The sequence below is a fragment of the Legionella santicrucis genome, from assembly GCF_001468135.1.
In the GTDB taxonomy this organism is placed as follows: Bacteria; Pseudomonadota; Gammaproteobacteria; order Legionellales; family Legionellaceae; genus Legionella; species Legionella santicrucis.
In genome coordinates, this window is record NZ_LNYU01000050.1 from 41,340 (window position 1) to 59,933 (window position 18,594).

Below are 18,594 nucleotides of genomic sequence, written 5' to 3' on the forward strand. Positions count from 1 at the left end.
TTACTTTGCAAAAAAAGCATAATATTAGGAATGAATTTACAGTTTTGCAAAATAAGTTGACGACAATGAAATAATATCTTAATTTGTAACTATGATTTGTGATTACACAAAATACAAAGATACATACACAGCATGAAAAGGGAGCACTCATGTTAATTAAATTAATGCTTGGAGTACGTCAGTTTCAAGACGAATCATTTAAACAAATGCAGGGGATTTTTGAGCATTTAAGTGAGGGACAAAAGCCCGAAATTTTATTCATTACTTGTTCTGATTCACGCCTTATGCCAAATCTTTTAACCCAAACAAAACCAGGAGAATTATTTGTCATTCGCAATGTAGGCAATATTATTCCCCCTTCCAATGTGCCCTCCAGTGAAGCAGCAGGTATTGTATTTGCTTTAAATGAGCTAGATAGCATTAAAGACATTATTATTTGTGGCCATTCGCACTGCGGTGCCATGAAAGGACTCTTAACACCGGACTTAAAAGATCGCCTCCCTGAAGTAAGTTCGTGGTTACAACATTCGCATTCGGTTTTAAAACAAATGCAGGATACAAACACGCCTCACAGCAGCGACTTTGCTTTGAACGTTCGTCAAGCAACCAAGCTCAACATTTTAACACAACTTGAACATTTAAAATCGTATCCTCTTGTAGCCGAAAAGCTGGCCCGCGGAGAGCTGAATCTACACGGATGGCTCTACGAGTTCGAAAAAGGAGAAGTACTTGTTTATGAACCTCAAGTCGAAGAGTTTGTTTCTTTTGAGAAGGCATTAGCATTGGCTATTTCTGCTCGTAGAGACAAAATTATTGAGCAAGTAGCAATGAACTACCTAGAGTCCTTGGCTCATCCGCGAACAACCAAAGAATATGAAATATTAATTCAGTTATTTTCTCTTCTTGAAAAGAACAATTTACTTACTATCTGGCCTGCAATAAAAACAGAGGCAACACAAAAACTATGGGCAGAATTAGGAGGGTTATACCCAAGTATTGAAGACTTGCAATTCAGTACCTTACTGGATCAAGGATGTCAGTTAAAACTAAAAAATCTCCAAAGCTTTCAAAAAAATATTATGGAATCTCAAGGATATCAGCAATACATAGAGCAAATAATGCGTTACTCACTCTTTACTCCTCCCCCACTTCCTTTAACTGCAAATACGCCACATGAGTCGCTCAACATTCGTTGTTAAATATGATTTTGGAAGGCTAAGCCTTAAATTAATGTTCCAGCATGGAGGCAATACAATATTACATTAAGTCACGCAACGAAATGAGAAACATTAAATTCTATATATTACTTTTGCTTGCAATTTATTTGTATGACCTATAATTATAAATTAATAAATAACAAATTACCTGGGATTTAAAAATGGAAAGCTCATGGAAAGAACAGTTATCTCAACAGGTGATAAACAAACTAGGCACTAAAAAAGGAAAGAAGTTTGTTGAAAAATACTTACCTGTTTTACCGCTGAGTTACTGTGAACAACATTCTGCTGATGAAACATTAAGAGATCTTTTACAAATTGATTCGTTATCGTTGCAAAATCCATTAACGATTGATTTTGTAGAATCACCACGTACCGAATTCCCTTTACATATTATGCTCTATCGCTATGGTAGCCCCATACCCTTATCTGATATTTTACCCATACTTGAAAACATGGGACTGCGCACTTATACGGAACGACCTTATAGAATAGAGGTTGATCAAAATGAAGTGATTTGGATCAGTGATTTTAATGTCACATATACTCGAGCTAATTTACTTACCCTCGATAAAGTAAAAACCATTTTTAATGAAGCCTTGATAAAAATTAGCACAGGTGTTTGTGAAAATGATGGCTTCAATAAACTGATTTTAGGGGCAGGATTATCTTGGCGTGAAATTATTATCATTCGCGCTTATGCAAAATACATGCAACAAACTGGATTTCGTTTTAGCAAGCAATATATTGAAAAAACAGTGGATGCCTATGCCGTAATCGCCAAAAAACTCATTCAACTTTTTTATTTAAAATTTAGTTCGAAACAAAATTCCACCATTCAAAAAGAAAAGATTGCTCTGGAACAAGAAATTCAAACGGATATTGATGCAATCAACAGCTTAGACGAAGATCATATTATTCGCTATTTTTGGTCTTTAATAAAAGCCACTTTACGTACGAATTATTTTCAGCTTAATGCTGAAGGACAACTCAAAGAATACTTATCATTTAAGCTTGATTCAACAAAAGTCCCTGACTTACCCCCAGGACAACCTATCTATGAAATTTTTGTCTATTCTGCACGCTTTGAGGGCATTCATTTACGTAGTGCCAAAGTAGCTCGTGGCGGTATTCGTTGGTCGGATCGTCCTGAAGATTTTCGTACTGAAGTGCTAGGGCTAATGAAAGCTCAAAAAGTAAAAAATGCAGTAATTGTACCTTCAGGAGCAAAAGGTGGTTTTGTCTTAAAAAAACCATTGCTTTTACTTGATCGCGAACAAATAAAACACGAAGTAATTTATTGTTATCAATCTTTTATTCGAGGTTTGCTTGATCTGACCGACAATCTTATCGACGATCGTGTTGTTTCTCCCCCAAATACTCTCTGTTATGATGATGCAGATCCTTATCTTGTTGTTGCTGCGGATAAAGGGACTGCAACATTTTCTGATATTGCTAATGGAATTGCCAAAGAATACAACTTCTGGCTTGGAGATGCTTTTGCCTCAGGAGGATCTGCAGGATATGATCATAAAAAAATAGGCATTACCGCTCGCGGTGCATGGGAATCAATCAAGCGGCATTTTCGTGAATTGGATATCAACATTCAGCAGCAAGACTTTACTGTAGTTGGTGTAGGGGATATGAGTGGCGATGTATTCGGTAATGGTCTAACGTACACTAATCATTGTCTTTTAATCGCAGCCTTTGATCATCGTCATATTTTTCTTGACCCGACACCAAACGCACTGCAATCCTTTGAAGAGCGTATGCGCTTGTTTCAATTACCTACTTCCTCATGGGAAGACTACAATCCAAAGCTTGTTTCAAAAGGTGGTGGTATTTACAAACGAACCGTCAAATCGATCACGATTACTCCTGAAGTAAAAAAAGTTCTTGCGATTACAAATGACTCACTTACGCCCAATGAATTGATTCGAGCCATATTAAAGGCGCCTGTTGATTTATTATTTAATGGTGGTATTGGTACCTATGTTAAAGCATCAAACGAATCACATGCTGATGTGGGAGATAAAACCAATGAATTTTGCCGCGTTAATGGAAATGAATTACGTTGCAAAATTGCAGGTGAAGGAGGAAACCTTGGTTTTACTCAACTAGGAAGAGTGGAATTTGCACTTAATGGCGGTTTAATTAATACAGATTCAATTGATAATTCAGCAGGTGTCAGCTGTTCTGATCATGAAGTCAATATTAAAATTCTACTCAATAAAGAAATGAATCAAGGGAAACTTACCGAAAAAAAACGCAATCAACTTCTTACTAAAATGACTGAAGAAGTCGCTCAACTCGTTTTACAGGACAATTATAATCAAGCACTAGTCTTAAGCTTCTCTGCGATAAATACCATATCTTATAGTGGTTTATATCAAACATATCTTAAAGAACTAGAAGTAGCAGTCCATTTAGACAGGAGTGTTGAATTTCTTCCTGATGATAAACGACTTTTGGAACGTAAAGCCTCTGGGCAAGGGTTAACACGCCCAGAACTATCTATTATTATGGCCTATACAAAAATTTATATTACCAGTGAACTATTAAAATCTAATTTACCTGATGACCCCTATTTTACCACCATACTTGAAACTGGATTTCCTTCATTACTTAAAAAAAATTATGCAGAGCCAATGACGAAACATCGATTACGTCGTGAAATTATCGCAACACAATTAAGCAATCAAATTGTGAATACTGTAGGCATCACATTTATGTACCGTTTACACATCGAAACAGGGCAATCAATAGCGGATATTGCTCGTGCCTATACTGTTGCCGCCAAAGCCTATCAAGTAGATAATTTGCACCACTTGGTTGATTCACTTAATTATAAGTTACCCGTACAAACTCAATATGAATTGCTTCACCACGTCAGGCAATTAATGAATTTGGCAACCCGCTGGTTTTTACACCATAAACGTCTTGAAGGTGAGATAGCTCACAATATAGCTCATTACAGTCAATCAATTAGCAAACTTGAGCTATTAATCCCTGATTTAATGGCTGGGGTTACTCGAGATTATCTTGATAAAATGGTGGCACAATTTTTAGGTATAGGTTTACCTGAGGACGCTGCGCGAAAAATTGCGACCACTCGTGCAATGTATACCTTACTCAATATCATAGAAGTTGCTACACAAAATAAATTCGATTTAAGAAGAACCGCAGAGGTTTATTTTAAAGTAGGTAGTAAATTTAGTTTAGTTTGGTTTCGTGATCAAATAGGGAACGATTCTCGTGAGGGTCATTGGAATAATCTTGCTCGTCTATCCTTGCGTGATGAATTAGATAACCTTCAACGTCGATTAACCATTGTCATTTTAATTCATGATCAAAAGAAGCTTGATGCAGAAGAACTAATTTCCTACTGGTTTACCAAAAACAGCTTCATTCAACAACGTTGGGAACAATTGCTGGAAATGCTATTAGATAGTCCTAGCATTGACTATACTATATTCTTCATCGCCTTACGTGAATTATCCACATTAATTAGTGTAGAAAAATAAAAACGCTTTTCTTTTGAAGAGAATCATCAAACAAAGTAAGAGAGCATTGTTTTTTTTTAGGCATATATGTTACTTTGTTCTCACAAATAATAGTTGATGGTTCAAGGAGTTTATGATGGATGAAGAAAAGAGAAGAAATGCTAGCCAGAAAATCGCCAATGCTAAAAAAATTGAACGTACTCTTCTCAAACAAGAAGTAATTGATGATTATCAAAAACGTAATTTTATCAAACAACAAGCAATTGGTGAGTATCAAGAAGGAATTAATTTATTTTTACAAATTTCCAATAAAAGTGTTGCAGATATTAAAGCAATCGTTAGTGCTTACTATGATCTGGCCACTCTTTATTTTAATTCAAAAGATTATGCAAATGCAGGTGCATGTTATGAAGCAGCGATAAACCAACTCGTACAAACTTCATTAGATGATGATTCTTATCGAAACTTAACTGAATTATATATTGATTTGGCTGATGCTTGTTATGAAATGATGCATCAAGTTGCCGGAGATCAGGCAATGACTAATGCAATAAAAGCATTTGGATTAATTCAGTATAAAACACTTGAAGAACACCGAATTGGTGATCCTGTGACTCATTTCAGAGAGTTTCATGCTTATTATGAAAAAAAATTATCCACAAAATCATACTTAAAATCTGCCAATTTTATAAATCATGAACATTTGTTGGGTGAAAGACAAGTTGAAAGACAACAAGAACAAGCACTTTTCGATCAATTTGAAAGCATATCTCTTAGTGAAATACAACAATTTGATCGCAGTCTTGAAAAGATGTTATCGCAATTGTCTTTGTCTGCAGAACAACCGATTTTTAGTCCGATTTCATTAAATAAAACTCCCAGCGATAGTGCTTATCGCGGAATGGCAATGCAATTTTTAAATTTAGCCAAATCCCATATTCAAAATCAACAAATTTCGGATGCAATTACCACCTATCAACAGGCAATTAGAACACTCAATGCAATCCAATTACCCAACGAAAGCGACCTGCAAATTATTCAAAGTCTGCTGCAACAAATAGAATACTTGCAAAAGAAGCCTAGCTCGTCGCACTCTCATTCTGTTACATCCACATATCAGGCCGAACAACCATCCGTATCGGTAACTACTCAAAGAATGGGCTTTTTTGATCGTAGATTTAGAGACAGCACTAATGAACCTACTCCACAGTTTGATTCTTTTAATGAAACAAGCGAGGAAGAAGAAGATGAGAATAGAATGTCTCTATAAAACCTAAGCCATACCACTAAATTCAATACCCCGGTACAATGATAAGATGCCGGGATATATAAACATCTATCATCTGATTATGAGTCTCCCGTTAATGATTTAATTTCAGAGCTTCTACCTCAAAGATCAACGCATTTATTAATTCACTCGCACTTAGCTTTCTGCATAATTGTGCTGATTGTCCGGACCACATGGACATAAAATCAATGTTTTGTTCTTCCTTTGCTTTTTTTCGCATCGTTGTCGTTAGAACATTTTGAATAGGATAGTTAAGAATATTCGTTTTCTTTTCATTCATACGTTCAATAAATTTATTACGTATTCCTCGTGCTAATTTCCCAGAAAAAGCGCGTGTTAATACGGTATTGTCTTGATACTGCATTAATAATGTATTTTTATATCCATCAGCTATTCCTGATTCAGAACACGTAAGAAATGCCGTACCCATTTGCACTCCATCCGCACCTAAATCTGTAGCAGCAATAATTCCCCTTCCATCCATAATGCCACCTGCCGCAATAATAGGAATTTTTAGTTTATCAACTAATTGAGGCAATAAACTGAATAAACCAATTAATGAATCTTCAGCCTTACCTAAAAAAGTACCTCTATGTCCACCAGCTTCGCTTCCTTGGGCAACCAGAGCATCAACACCATTTTTTTCAAGCTCATACGCTTCTTCAAGATTCGTAGCAGTACCCATTAAAAAGGTATGATTCATTTTAAATTGTGAAATCCATCCTAAATCCAATAAACCGAAGGCATAACTAAAAACTGGAATCTTTTCTTCGATAAGCACTTTTATTTGTTCTGCAAAAGATGGTGCATAAGGCGCTGTAACTGGTTTAATTTCCAAATCGAGCTCGATGCACGATTGTTGAATATCACGACATGCTCTTTGCATTTGATTTGATGTAGCTTGATTGTGTTCCGGAATAAACAGATTCACGGCGAAAGGTTTATTCGTTAATTCACGAATTTTTCTTATCGCCGACCTAATTTCCGTTGGTGACATATATCCTGCGCCCAACGAGCCTAAGCCACCTGCATTGCTTACTCCAGCAACTAACTCTGGTGTAGTCGCACCACCCGCCATAGGTGCTTGGATAATTGGAAACGTTACACCTATTTTCTCCGCTAATTTCCTACACCACATCGTTCTTCCTTAACGTGAGACACATAAAAATATTTTACTCCATAAACATACAAGTGGTAACCTTGAATCTACTGGAATTTATTCAATGAATTTTTTAAAATACTGCAATGTCTATATTGAGTTAGGAGAACACTATGAAAGCACAAGCGATATCCTCTTTTGGTGATTGTTCCGTTTTCGAAACGATTGAACTTCCCAAACCTACAATTAAACCCGGATATGTTTTAATTCGTGTTGAAGCAACTAGTGTTAATCCTGTTGACTGCAAGGTACGTTCTGGTAAACATAGTCAAATCGCTCCTCACTTTCCTGCGATTCTACATGGTGATGTAGCTGGGATTGTTGAAGAAGTAGGAGCTAACGTCACTGAATTTTCAGTAGGCGATGAAGTTTATGGATGTGCTGGAGGATTTAAAGAGGAAAGTGGTGCATTAGCCGAGTATATGCTTGCAGATGCACGATTAATTGCTAAAAAGCCTAAGTCCCTAAGCATGGTAGAAGCCGCTGCATTACCCTTAGTAACTATTACAGCGTGGGAAGCATTGTTTGAAAAAGTAAAAATTAAACCAGGACAAAAAGTATTAATCCATGCTGGAATTGGTGGAGTGGGTCATATTGCAATTCAATTAGCAAAATGGGCTGGCGCAGAAGTATACACCACTGTATCTTCTCAAGATAAAGCAGAAATTGCAAAATCACTTGGAGCAAAAGAAGCCATTAATTACCGAGATGAATCAGTGCAAGACTATGTCGCTCGATTAACGCATGGTGCAGGATTTGATGTGGTATTAGATACTGTTGGCGGGGACAACCTTAACCAATCATTGGCCGCAGTTTCTCTATATGGCAATGTTATTAGTATTCAGGCTGCAGCCACGTATGATCTTACACCTTTGCATGCAAAATCTGCCAGCCTCCATGTTGTGTTTATGTTATTACCTTTACTTCATAATCTACAACGTGAACGTCATGGGATGATATTAAAACAAGTTGCCAGCCTTGTGGATGATGGTTATTTGAAACCACTTATCGATCCACATCTTTTTTATTTTGAAAATGTTGATAAAGCTCATGCTTTACTTGAGTCAGGGAAGGCAATGGGAAAAATTGTTGTCCAAGCATACTAAATAACGTGAGTTCGATATAAAAAATGATAATTTTTTATATCGAACTGCTTTGAGAACTGGAGTCAGTCTCAATATGATTCATTTTAAGAGATAAAGTTCGTGTTTCACAGTAAAGAATAGTACTTGCAATTACTGCAGCAGGCATGACCAGAATGTTAATAACGGGTATAAGACTGGCCAGATTAATAGAACACCCTAATCCTAATGAACGCATTTTATTACGAGTAACCTCCCGCCGCATTTCTTTAAAACCCACTAAATTATTGTCCATCGCAAAATCTTGGTATTGAATGCTCAGCATCCACGCATTAAAAATAAACCATATCAAAGGATAAATCGGTTGTAATAAAGGGACAAAAAATAAAATACCAATCCCCAAAAATCGAGGGAGAAAATAACGAAGAAATTCCATTTGGCGTTGCAAACTACGCAGCACCATTTGATAAAATGATGTGATCGGAATAAAACTTTCATAAAGGATGTTTTGTGTTTTCTCGGCCAATAAACCATTTAAAGGAGCTGCTATCACATTAAAAACTACTGTAAACAGAGATAGAAACATTAAGAAAAAACCAAGGATAAAAATTATAAAAAACAAAGTACTTAGAAAACTTAACCAAGAAGGCAATTGATTCAGATAATGATATGAGTAAGGAAGTAAATAATGAGAAATTAAATAAAATAGCCCAGCAAACATTAAACAATTTAATACTAAAGGCAATATAATAAAACGTTTTAATCCTTTGGTAAAAAGATGACGAATACCGCGTAACAAATAAAATGTACCCTGCCAAAAACTCTTCATTTTTACCCTTATTTTTATACTGTACTTTTTAGTAGCTTATTTTCAACGAGTTAAGACTTCCAACTGACTTTGTAACATCTTTGTTACAATTTAAAAGCACCTTGTTATAATTCTGTTACATTCCTTATTTAGACTGGGCATCGAATAACAATCAAAGAGGTATAAGAAATGATTATAAAAAGAATATTGCTGCTGGGAATCATAAGCGCTGCTGCGTTTTTTTCCACTTCAGCGTTTGCTGATCATCATTTTCATCGCCATCATCCACGATTTAAATTTTTCTCTCATCACCGCCACCATCACCAAAACTCCTGGAGAAACGTTCACCGATGGACACCCCCTGGAAATTATATTGTCGTGCCAAACAGAACACCATATTCACAATATCATCATCATTACTAATTAATGAGTGCGACATAAAAGGCATAGGAATCTTTTATGTCGCTAACGAACACAATGTTTTTTCAGATGTCAATAACCCCTAATTGCGAGCCATAATATATTAAAATTTCTTGTATTTTAATTAGGATATGTTAGTTATTCATTCTCAGTTGCCTACTTCTCAGACTGGATGTATGCGCTAATTGCCCCTATTATAATAAATTATTAGAGATATTTTGATGAAACCTTTTATGCAAGCATGTATTTTTTTTCTTATTTTATCTGCGGGTATTTATTTTTCTCTAGCCTTATATATTATAAAAAACGCGGAAAAAGACGAAAAAAAGTATGCAGATGTCATTTTAGTTCTCGGAACAAAAGCTTACCATGACGATCAATACAATCCTTGTCTTGTAGCTCGAGTGCAACATGCAGTTGATTTATACAAAAAAAACTATGCACCTAAACTTCTTTTTTCCGGGGGAGATGATACAAAAAATGGAGCTAATGAAGCTCAAGTAATGAAAGAAATTGCCCTATATTTAGGTGTTTCAGAGGAAGACATTCTGCTTGAATCCACATCGATTTCTACCTATGAAAATCTTTTATTTTCTAAAAAAATAGTAACCGCGAAACAATTTAACTCCATTCTTTTAGTTACTGAACCTTTTCATTTACCTAGAGCAATTCTTGTAGCACAAAAAATAGGGCTTCAGATTTCTAGTTCTCCCGCAATACAAAGCATTTGTTGGCAAAAAAACAGATATTTTTCCCGAAATTTTCTTAGAGAACCACTCGCTATTATTTACTATAAAATGAAAAACCAACTATAAATAGATCAAATAATAGACAACAAAATAATTAAAGACTCAAAATGATTTTTTATTGATCTATAATTGGTGCATAGGTATAGTTCAAAAACGCTTAGTCAGCCATATTGGTTATAATGCCATCGTTTTCTGTTCCTAAAAAGACCATCAAAAACTCGCATCAATGGACTTACCTTTATGCTCTGTATCTGGGCATAGATAATGGCAAACTTTCTATGAGCATGATCAAATACGGGTTTGACATAGTTCTAGCCAATAGTGATTTAGCTACAAAAGCAATGCAAGAATGGATAAAGTCACCAATGGGCGCATCAATAACCACCTTAATTATTTTAAGCACAATTAGCGCCTCTTTAGTAACACACTATACAATTCAAGAAGATAAAAAACCTTTTAGAATAGTCATTATACTTTGGCCTTACATCCGTGACTCTATGAAAAGCTTACGCAACGCGTTACGCGGGATAAACAGTACTTTAAACTTAATCTTTATTCTTGAGTTTCAAGACATAAGGCACTTAATTATTCCAATTGGGATTTTTGTAGGTGGTCTCTCTGTATTAAATCGTATTTGGATACGTTACAAATCGGATCAATATCATAAGATGTTAGAAGTAAATGCACAATTGCTTGTAGATCTTGAAAAATTAAATACATTATCTCCGAAGCAGATTGATCGCATACGTAGAAAAATAGCAAAGCAATCTAATACGCTTAAAACATGCCCTTTATTAGCCTCGGTTTTATCTGGCCTAATTGATGGAATAAATCCCTACATAGGATCACTCGTTTTAGTGACATGTTCACCTTCCATGCTCCTATTAATTACCAGTTTTTGTGGTATTTATTTTTTTGCAACCTTAGCAATGCGTGTTCATGAAGAAATGAACTTACAACAGGAATTTTTAATTACTCAAAAAAAAGTTGAATTAACTTTATTGGAAAAAGAAATTGTTCTTCTGACCCATTCTATCACACAGTTAAGTGAATACTTAATTCTTTATTCGCGTCACAAAGAGCTATTTTTAGATGAATACACTACTCTCTCTATTTATCTTAACTCTAAACTTAAAGAGCAAGAAAAGGAAAGGAAAGCATTATCACAAATAACTCACAGAACTCCAAAATGTCTACAAGGAACTCAACTCGGATTAAATGCCTATAAATATATGATGCTTACCATTAGCACGTGCATTTTTTTATCCCCTATTAAACTTCCTTCTCTGTCTTCTGAACATCGTTCTTTATTGGGAATGTGCTCACTAAGTGCTGGAATTATCTACGCTTTTTCCTCATCTTTTTTACGGCAATGGCTGGAAACCATGAGGTCTTATTTTAAACCAAATAACTCACAAAAAAATAACGATTTAACGCTTAGCAATAAAGTAACCTCATCATTCCAAAATTCAAATCGTTTTTTTTCATATTCAAAACAACAAGAGCCACCCTACTTACCTTCCGAAGAATGCAGAATAAACTACTAGAGTATTTATTGATGAAGTACCTTATGAACTTTCTACATAAAAAACAAAGTAAGAGTCCTAATTAAGAACTCTTACTGAACATCTCTGGGCTAAAAAATATTATTTATTTGGTTTTAGTACACGATTCAGAGCCGAGCTTGTTGTCTGATTGTAATGTCCAATTACCTTGTAATGAACCATCTGACTTCAACTCAAACACTTCGATTCCAAGTGCGTCAGGCTTTTTAGGATCCCAAAATGAGACTGAAATAGCATTCGGTAAACTTCCTACCATAACCCCAGTACCATAAAGAATAGGATCCCCATTACTATCATCCCATTCAAAAGTATACGTATCATTTCCTTTTGTTACTGAGAGAGTAGAAGCGCTTGTGTTATTGGCTGAGTCTGCTCGTTGGCATTGGTAATCTCCTTCAGCATTAGGAGTCGCAGTATTACTTGTATTCGTTGTAGAACTACCACCATTGGTTGATGTATTGGTATTAGCCGGAGTGTTTGTAGTATCTGCATAGGCTGTTATAGTGGATAGCGATAATGCGGTAACTAAATAAACACTCTTCATTACAGTTTTCATAATAAATTCCTTTTTTCATATCTTATCTATATGAGCATCTTCGTTATTTGGCTTTAGTGCACGTCTCGGTGCCCCCTTTATCTTTGTTACTTTCTGAAAAATAACCATCTAAAGTACCATCAGGTTTAATATTAAAAATTTGAACTGTAGTAACCGTTGGAGATTTAGGCTGCCAAAATATATAACCAATAGCATTGTTTACATTTTTATTGATTACGCCCTTACCGATATAATATGGAAATACATTACCTGTGGGAATTCCTGAAATTTTGTACACCTCTCCATTTTTTTTGAAAACTATAGTTTCTGTTCCATCATTAGGGGTAGAAAATGGATCATGATAGGAACATTGGTACGATCCTGAAATGTCAGGTGTATCAGCAGAATATACACTCGTTGAGACTGCCAAGATCCCCACTAAGCTTGCAAGCGAAATCTTACTAATAACTCTCATAAGAACTCCTTTTTCTTATCGTCATTCAAATCCATAAGGCTATAATAAATATATGTTACGACATAGAGAAAAGCAAATTTAACTCCCTCAATGCTATTTAAAATCTGATGAACCCCTTAACTCCTTCTCGTGTTCCTCTAATGACTCAATGAGATGTTTCAAGCGCCCTTGATTTAAAGCCATCTTTTCAAAAAAACCTATGTGCACAGGCATACCACGAATAGAGTTTTTCCATTTTTCTGCTGCTTGACATTTTGTCCTCCCAGAAAGAGACAAAAAAGAATATTTGGAACGAGTATCCTCTTGACGTTGTTTTATATATTTTTCTAAAGAAAATAAAGTAATTGCCGTATGAACCAGTTTTGCTTCTCTGCTGGTTAGAGTACGCATCTGTTTTTGAGCTACCGCGGTAAAATCTAAAGCCGCGGTATAAGATTTATCCTTTTGGGTATCAAAATCAAGCTCTAACAATCGAAGTGTCTCATCTAATAAAACATCATCATTCGTCATTGAATCTATTCTACTTTTCTGAATAAAAGGATAAATCCATCGACGCTCATGAGTTATCTGAAGAAAATCTCCGCGACGATTGGGGATTAAATGAGCAACATTCGATAAAGCATCAACCATTTTTAAGGATCGAGTGTCTACATAATCTTCTTGATCATGAAAAAACTTAATACATTCTGCCGTTTTTTCAGTTAGCGTTTTAAAAATTGCGAGCTCAGAACGTCGCTCTTCGTCAGTAGTATGCTGACGAAAATAAATCAGATAAGGGGCCATACGGAGTTGTGCAACAGTACAATATTTATAAAGTAAATAAAAACTAGATTGCAGTAAAAAGACTATGTCTTTTAATTTTTGAGTTTCTTGTGAGCGCTTTGCAGAAAAACTCTCATTCAAACGTAACAATGGATAATTATTATCAAGCTCATCCGGTCGTGCATAACCGGACATACGACTCGCAGAAGTCAATAAAGAGAGAAGCTCAGTACTTTTTAATTCATTATCAGACACACTGTCATAGCGATTTTTTAACTCTTGAAATAAAAGAGGATGATGAAAATCTCTTTCTAACAAACCTGCTTTAACCAATTGTTTTTGAAACGCGAGCCAGGGAATAACAAGAACATCATTCCTCCATTGCTCATAAGATAAATAATGAGCACTCCAACTCCAAAATTCATGAATAATTTTTTGGACAGAAACCATCATCTCAGATGGAACATCATTTTCCTCATCATATATTTCAGCAATTTCTTTGATAAGTGCGACTAATCTAATGACTTCATTAGCGCTTTTTTCCAGTAGAATTTTTTCTTCTAATTCATCAATTAGCTTTTTAAATTCACCGACCTTCATCCTTTCACTCCATGTCTTTTATAATATAGTTAAAAGAAAAAAATATGAACCAAAACCTAAGCATCTAATATTATTTGTTCAACAAAAAAATCAATTAATTAACATTTTATCCAAACATATAACAGAATATTTGTTTTAAATCTAGGGTACTCAAAGATGTCATTTCCAATGATTGAGAACAATGCTTCTAATGAGGACAAGCAACAAATCCACCATAAATAACTAAAAATATAGGAAAAATCACTCTGGACGAAGCGTATTGCAACAACTATCATGGCAGTATAACTCTCTTTTTATAAATGATTATTTCGTTTATAAGGATATTGACATCAATGTTTGATTTTACTGGAAGTTATACTGACCAATACCAACTCACCATGGCCCAAGTTTATTTTTTAAAAGGTCATGAAAACTCTACTGCAATTTTTGATTATTTTTTCAGAAAACTTCCATTCGGCTCTGGATATGCCATTTTTGCTGGCCTTACTGATTTACTCAAAATATTAGAAAACTATCATTTTAATGAGCAAGATATTCATTTTTTAAAACGCACAGGAATGCATCCCAAGTTTCTTGATTATTTAAAAAATTTTCGTTTTCAAGGAACTGTTTATGCTTCTTATGAAGGAGATTTAATTTTTCCTACCCGCCCCGTGGTTTCTATAGAAGCCAATATTATTGAAGCCCAACTCATTGAAACAATTTTATTAAATTTATTAAATTTTCAAACCCTTATCGCAACAAAAGCCAGTCGGATCCGGGAAGTAGCTGGTCAATGTAAGTTAATTGATTTTGGTTTGCGCAGAGCCCAAGGTCCTGGAGGCTATTATGCGAGCCGAGCAGCAATTATTGGTGGCTTTGATTCTACGAGTAATGTATGTGTAGGACGTGACTATAATATTCCTATTTCAGGAACTATGGCACATTCATACATACAAAGTTATGACAGTGAATTGTCCGCATTTCGTGATTTTGCGGAGATCTGGCCTGATAATTGCTCACTACTTGTTGATACCTACAGTACATTAGAAAGTGGGGTTCCCAATGCCATTCGTATAGGCAAAGAAATGGAACAACGTGGACACCGTTTACAAGGAATACGATTAGATAGTGGTGACCTGGGAGACTTAGCGAAAAAATCGCGCCAAATGCTTGATGAGGCTGGGTTACATTATGTAAAAATTATCGCATCCAATCAGCTTGATGAAGAAAGAATAAAAGATCTGCGTGACCAAAATGCACCTATCGATGCTTTTGGTGTTGGAACAAGTTTGGTTATTGGGGCACCTGACGCTGCGTTAGATGGGGTATATAAATTAGCTTTTATGGATGAAAAACCACGAATTAAACTTTCAGAAACAATAGGTAAAATTACTTTGCCTTACAAAAAACAAGTGTACAGACTATTAAATGATGATACTTTCATAGGAGGAGATGTTGTTGCACTTATGAATGAAACTGATTTTGGGAACATTCATTCCCCTTTTGAACACGGAAAATTATTCGCATTTAAACATAATAAGCAAGAGCCTTTACTTCATAAAGTCATGGAAAAAGGTAAATGCACATTATCCTTACAAACACTCCAGCAAATTGCACAATACAGCAAAAAGCGTTTACAAAAACTTCCTGAAGAATTTAAACGATTTGAGAAACCAAGCATTTATCGAGTAGGCTTAAGCAATCAACTGCATGAAAAGCGCAATCACTTAATTAAAGGATATCAAAAATATTCCAATGAAAAAAATAAATAAGGCCTTAATCATCATTGATGTGCAAAATGATTTTATGCCGGGTGGTTCACTTGCGGTACCACATGGGGATGACATTATTCCAATTATTAATCAATTACTCCCTAAATTTGATTTAATTGTAGCGACTCAAGATTGGCATCCTCAAAATCACAAAAGTTTTGCATCTAATTATCCAGGTAAAAAACCTCTCGATAAAGTAATATTACACGGAATGGAACAAATACTATGGCCTGATCACTGTATTCAAGGAACTTTTGGCGCAGAACTTCATCCTATGCTTGAAATAAAACCTATAGCAACTATTTTTCGTAAAGGTATGAACCCTGAAGTAGATAGTTATAGTGGTTTTTACGATAACCAACATCAAATCAACACCGGATTAGCCAGTTATCTCAATGGAAAAGGCACTAAGAAACTTTATTTTTGTGGTTTATGTGCTGATGTTTGTGTGTATTTTTCAATAAAAGATGCGCTTAATGAAGGATTCGAATGTTACCTAATTGAAGATGCAACTATGCCCCTTAACCAAAAACACTTTAAAAAAATCAAAGCCAAACTTATTCATAGCAATGTTACCTTGTTAAAAAGTAATGACATTCGATAACCTATATGCAATTCATCATTAACAATTTATTTATCCTATAACGTCACTACTAAGTTCAATACATCATTGCAAGCTCGTTCGGATCATTCATGTATTTAAATGCACTCATTCACCTCACTTTACTTGCGCCTTGTCTGGAACTTAGTGGATGAAGCTATACCATTTTTGCATAGATCATATGGTGATTAAAACCTAAGTCAGCCAAAATAGGATTTCTGTCAACTAAAGTGATATAACCTTGTTTTTGCAAATAAGAATTAAGCTTTTCAACTCGATTTTCTATATTTTGAACCTCCATGCTTATCTGTTTAATTATAGAAAACTGCTTAGGTTTAATACTTTTTATAACATCTATTTCAGCGCCTTCAACATCTACCTTTAAAAAATCAATATGTTTGATTTGATGCTGTTCGATAAAACGTCCTAATGAGGTCAATTTACATGTAACTTGGGTTGTTCGTGTTTGCTTTTTATAATTTTTTTGAATGAAATAGTTCCGAAAAAAAGGTAGCCATTTTAATTGATAATAAAGAAATTTATTTTGCCAAGGGAGTAGCTTCAAGAGCGTATTATAATCTAATAAAGGTTGAAAATTTGAAATCAGTTTATCTTGGGGTCTATAAGTTGCAGTACCTACACTTTCTCCAAATAGAGTAAATTCAGTCTCGCAATCTTGAGCAACATCACTGATGCCTGTATTGTATAGATGTATCTTATTTTTAAAGCGCTCTAAATTTTTTTGCAGGCAAGAAAAAGTCGTTGGAATCGGCTCAAAACCGTAGATCTCAGCGTTATAATTACAATGCCGCAAAGCAAATAATGAAAAAATGCCTATATTTGCCCCTACATCCACAATGATTGCCCCAGGATTTAAACTAAGAAAATCGAGCAAATAAGTCTTTTGTGAAAAAATTTCATAGATTAATCCCTGAGTTTCAAGTTCATTCACAAAATACAGGTCACCAATTGCAAATTTTTTTTGTGAGATCTCATGAAACATAACTATCCTCCTTATCATAAGGATATTTGGTCATTCCTGCTAAAATTAATCTGTCTCCAGTATGTGGCGTTTTTCCATGCAGGCAAGAATAATTATCGATAATCAAGAGATCCCCTGGTTGCCAGGAAATTAAAAGTGTATTTTTTTGCACCGCTTCGCTGATCAATAAAGATTCTTGTTTTGAAAAAGACGTACCATCCCCATAAAAAGCCAAATAAGGATGGAAGCTGTTTTGCAATAAGATAAAAGAAACAATAGGATTTTTAACTATTGAGTTAATATAATTACTAATACCGTTGCAATGGTGAGAAAGCTGATTACATTGATTGAACCATACTAATTTACCCGTTATAGGATGTTTTCTGCTGGCAGGAAGAAACACCTCCGTCACTAAATCATTTCCTTTCCATTTAAATTGTTGTTTTGTTTGATGAAGTATGTTTTCAACCTGATTTTTTTCATGGGTATTAAATTCATCCATCCATGTCTTAAATACAGGAGCAACCCCCATTAATTGGATGATTTTATATTTTATTCCAAAACTGTAATAATGTCGGCGATATAAGACACCCTTTAACTGTAATTTTTGTTGTAAAGATTCTGGAAGAGAGTGCCAAATTTGATGGCCATCAGCAAGCGAAGTACAGCCACCCTGTTCAGCGGCTTTAATGCAGTTAAAAAAGATATGCGTTGGAAATTCAGAGCTGTAGGATTTTTCATTATGTAACGCAATAGGATAACTCGCAGGATAATTGGATGAAGTAAATACACCCTCTTGAATTTTTGTTCTTGGAACAGGACAAAAATCATAATTATAATTTGCACCCAAATCACTAGCTTGAATTACTTTTCTAAATTGCTCAGGAGTATTAACGTTAAATCCACGAAAGAGAATGGCATGATAATGAAGCAAATGCTCTTTAAATAACGTATTTTCTTCTTTAAGAAATCGCACTAAATCGTTACTGTCCGCGCATTTTTCATCTGGGGGTTGTATCAGCAATGGTAATTTTTGCTGATTTAAAAAAGCATAATGGAGTTGCTTATGTATCATAAAATCCCCTAAGTACTTC

Annotated in this window: 16 protein-coding genes; 8 read left to right on the top strand and 8 right to left on the bottom strand. The window is 35.0% G+C overall.

What is annotated here, in order from left to right:
- The first annotated feature begins 149 nt into the window (after positions 1–149).
- The 3 genes from Lsan_RS10420 (at position 150) to Lsan_RS10430 (ending at position 5,990) form a co-directional block, all read left to right on the top strand.
- On the top strand, positions 150–1,199 hold the full coding sequence (locus Lsan_RS10420; RefSeq protein ID WP_058514334.1) for a carbonic anhydrase: 1,050 nt from the start codon (positions 150–152) through the stop codon (positions 1,197–1,199).
- 179 nt (positions 1,200–1,378) lie between these two features.
- Positions 1,379–4,741 carry an NAD-glutamate dehydrogenase gene (locus Lsan_RS10425; protein ID WP_058514335.1) on the top strand — a complete coding sequence of 1,121 codons (3,363 nt, stop codon included), beginning with the start codon at positions 1,379–1,381 and terminating at the stop codon, positions 4,739–4,741.
- 115 nt (positions 4,742–4,856) lie between these two features.
- Complete coding sequence (locus tag Lsan_RS10430; protein ID WP_058514336.1) at positions 4,857–5,990, top strand: hypothetical protein; 1,134 nt, start codon at positions 4,857–4,859, stop codon at positions 5,988–5,990.
- A 91-nt stretch (positions 5,991–6,081) separates the two neighbouring features.
- Here Lsan_RS10430 and Lsan_RS10435 read toward each other — a convergent pair whose 3' ends face one another.
- A complete protein-coding gene (locus Lsan_RS10435) occupies positions 6,082–7,146 on the bottom strand; it encodes an NAD(P)H-dependent flavin oxidoreductase (RefSeq protein ID WP_058514337.1) in 1,065 nt (354 codons plus the stop codon).
- Between the two features lie 134 nt (positions 7,147–7,280).
- Between Lsan_RS10435 and Lsan_RS10440 the strand changes: the two genes are divergently transcribed.
- Complete coding sequence (locus Lsan_RS10440; RefSeq protein ID WP_058514338.1) at positions 7,281–8,273, top strand: zinc-dependent alcohol dehydrogenase family protein; 993 nt, start codon at positions 7,281–7,283, stop codon at positions 8,271–8,273.
- A 34-nt stretch (positions 8,274–8,307) separates the two neighbouring features.
- Here the strand turns inward: Lsan_RS10440 and cysZ are convergent, their stop codons facing one another.
- Positions 8,308–9,078, bottom strand: a complete 771-nt coding sequence (gene cysZ, locus Lsan_RS10445) for a sulfate transporter CysZ (protein WP_058514339.1) — start codon at positions 9,076–9,078, stop codon at positions 8,308–8,310.
- Positions 9,079–9,349: 271 nt separating this feature from the next.
- Entirely contained in the window at positions 9,350–9,505 is a 156-nt protein-coding gene (locus Lsan_RS22080) for a hypothetical protein (RefSeq protein WP_157068300.1), read from the bottom strand.
- A 193-nt stretch (positions 9,506–9,698) separates the two neighbouring features.
- Between Lsan_RS22080 and Lsan_RS10450 the strand changes: the two genes are divergently transcribed.
- Positions 9,699–10,292 (top strand): YdcF family protein, encoded by a 594-nt coding sequence (locus Lsan_RS10450; protein ID WP_058514340.1) that lies wholly within the window; start codon positions 9,699–9,701, stop codon positions 10,290–10,292.
- A 113-nt stretch (positions 10,293–10,405) separates the two neighbouring features.
- Positions 10,406–11,773 (top strand): hypothetical protein, encoded by a 1,368-nt coding sequence (locus Lsan_RS10455; protein ID WP_237762100.1) that lies wholly within the window; start codon positions 10,406–10,408, stop codon positions 11,771–11,773.
- 103 nt (positions 11,774–11,876) lie between these two features.
- Here Lsan_RS10455 and Lsan_RS10460 read toward each other — a convergent pair whose 3' ends face one another.
- From Lsan_RS10460 to Lsan_RS10470, 3 genes are all read right to left on the bottom strand, one after another.
- On the bottom strand, positions 11,877–12,347 hold the full coding sequence (locus Lsan_RS10460; protein WP_058514341.1) for a hypothetical protein: 471 nt from the start codon (positions 12,345–12,347) through the stop codon (positions 11,877–11,879).
- Between the two features lie 43 nt (positions 12,348–12,390).
- Positions 12,391–12,801, bottom strand: a complete 411-nt coding sequence (locus Lsan_RS10465; RefSeq protein ID WP_058514342.1) for a hypothetical protein — start codon at positions 12,799–12,801, stop codon at positions 12,391–12,393.
- A 93-nt stretch (positions 12,802–12,894) separates the two neighbouring features.
- Positions 12,895–14,163 (bottom strand): hypothetical protein, encoded by a 1,269-nt coding sequence (locus tag Lsan_RS10470; RefSeq protein ID WP_058514343.1) that lies wholly within the window; start codon positions 14,161–14,163, stop codon positions 12,895–12,897.
- Positions 14,164–14,495: 332 nt separating this feature from the next.
- On the opposite strand from Lsan_RS10470, the gene Lsan_RS10475 reads away from it, so the two are divergent.
- Both Lsan_RS10475 and pncA read left to right on the top strand, forming a co-directional pair.
- Positions 14,496–15,917 carry a nicotinate phosphoribosyltransferase gene (locus Lsan_RS10475; protein WP_058514344.1) on the top strand — a complete coding sequence of 474 codons (1,422 nt, stop codon included), beginning with the start codon at positions 14,496–14,498 and terminating at the stop codon, positions 15,915–15,917.
- Entirely contained in the window at positions 15,901–16,521 is a 621-nt protein-coding gene (gene pncA / locus Lsan_RS10480; protein ID WP_058514345.1) for a bifunctional nicotinamidase/pyrazinamidase, read from the top strand. Before Lsan_RS10475 ends, pncA begins: the two co-directional genes overlap by 17 nt.
- Positions 16,522–16,675: 154 nt before the next feature.
- Here the strand turns inward: pncA and Lsan_RS10485 are convergent, their stop codons facing one another.
- Together Lsan_RS10485 and Lsan_RS10490 are read right to left on the bottom strand one after the other, a co-directional pair.
- Positions 16,676–17,521: an FkbM family methyltransferase gene (locus tag Lsan_RS10485; RefSeq protein WP_058514346.1), complete on the bottom strand. Its 846-nt coding sequence runs from the start codon at positions 17,519–17,521 to the stop codon at positions 16,676–16,678.
- On the bottom strand, positions 17,511–18,575 hold the full coding sequence (locus Lsan_RS10490) for a TauD/TfdA family dioxygenase (protein ID WP_058514347.1): 1,065 nt from the start codon (positions 18,573–18,575) through the stop codon (positions 17,511–17,513). The genes Lsan_RS10485 and Lsan_RS10490 overlap by 11 nt, the downstream gene beginning before the upstream one ends.
- Positions 18,576–18,594: the final 19 nt, after the last annotated feature.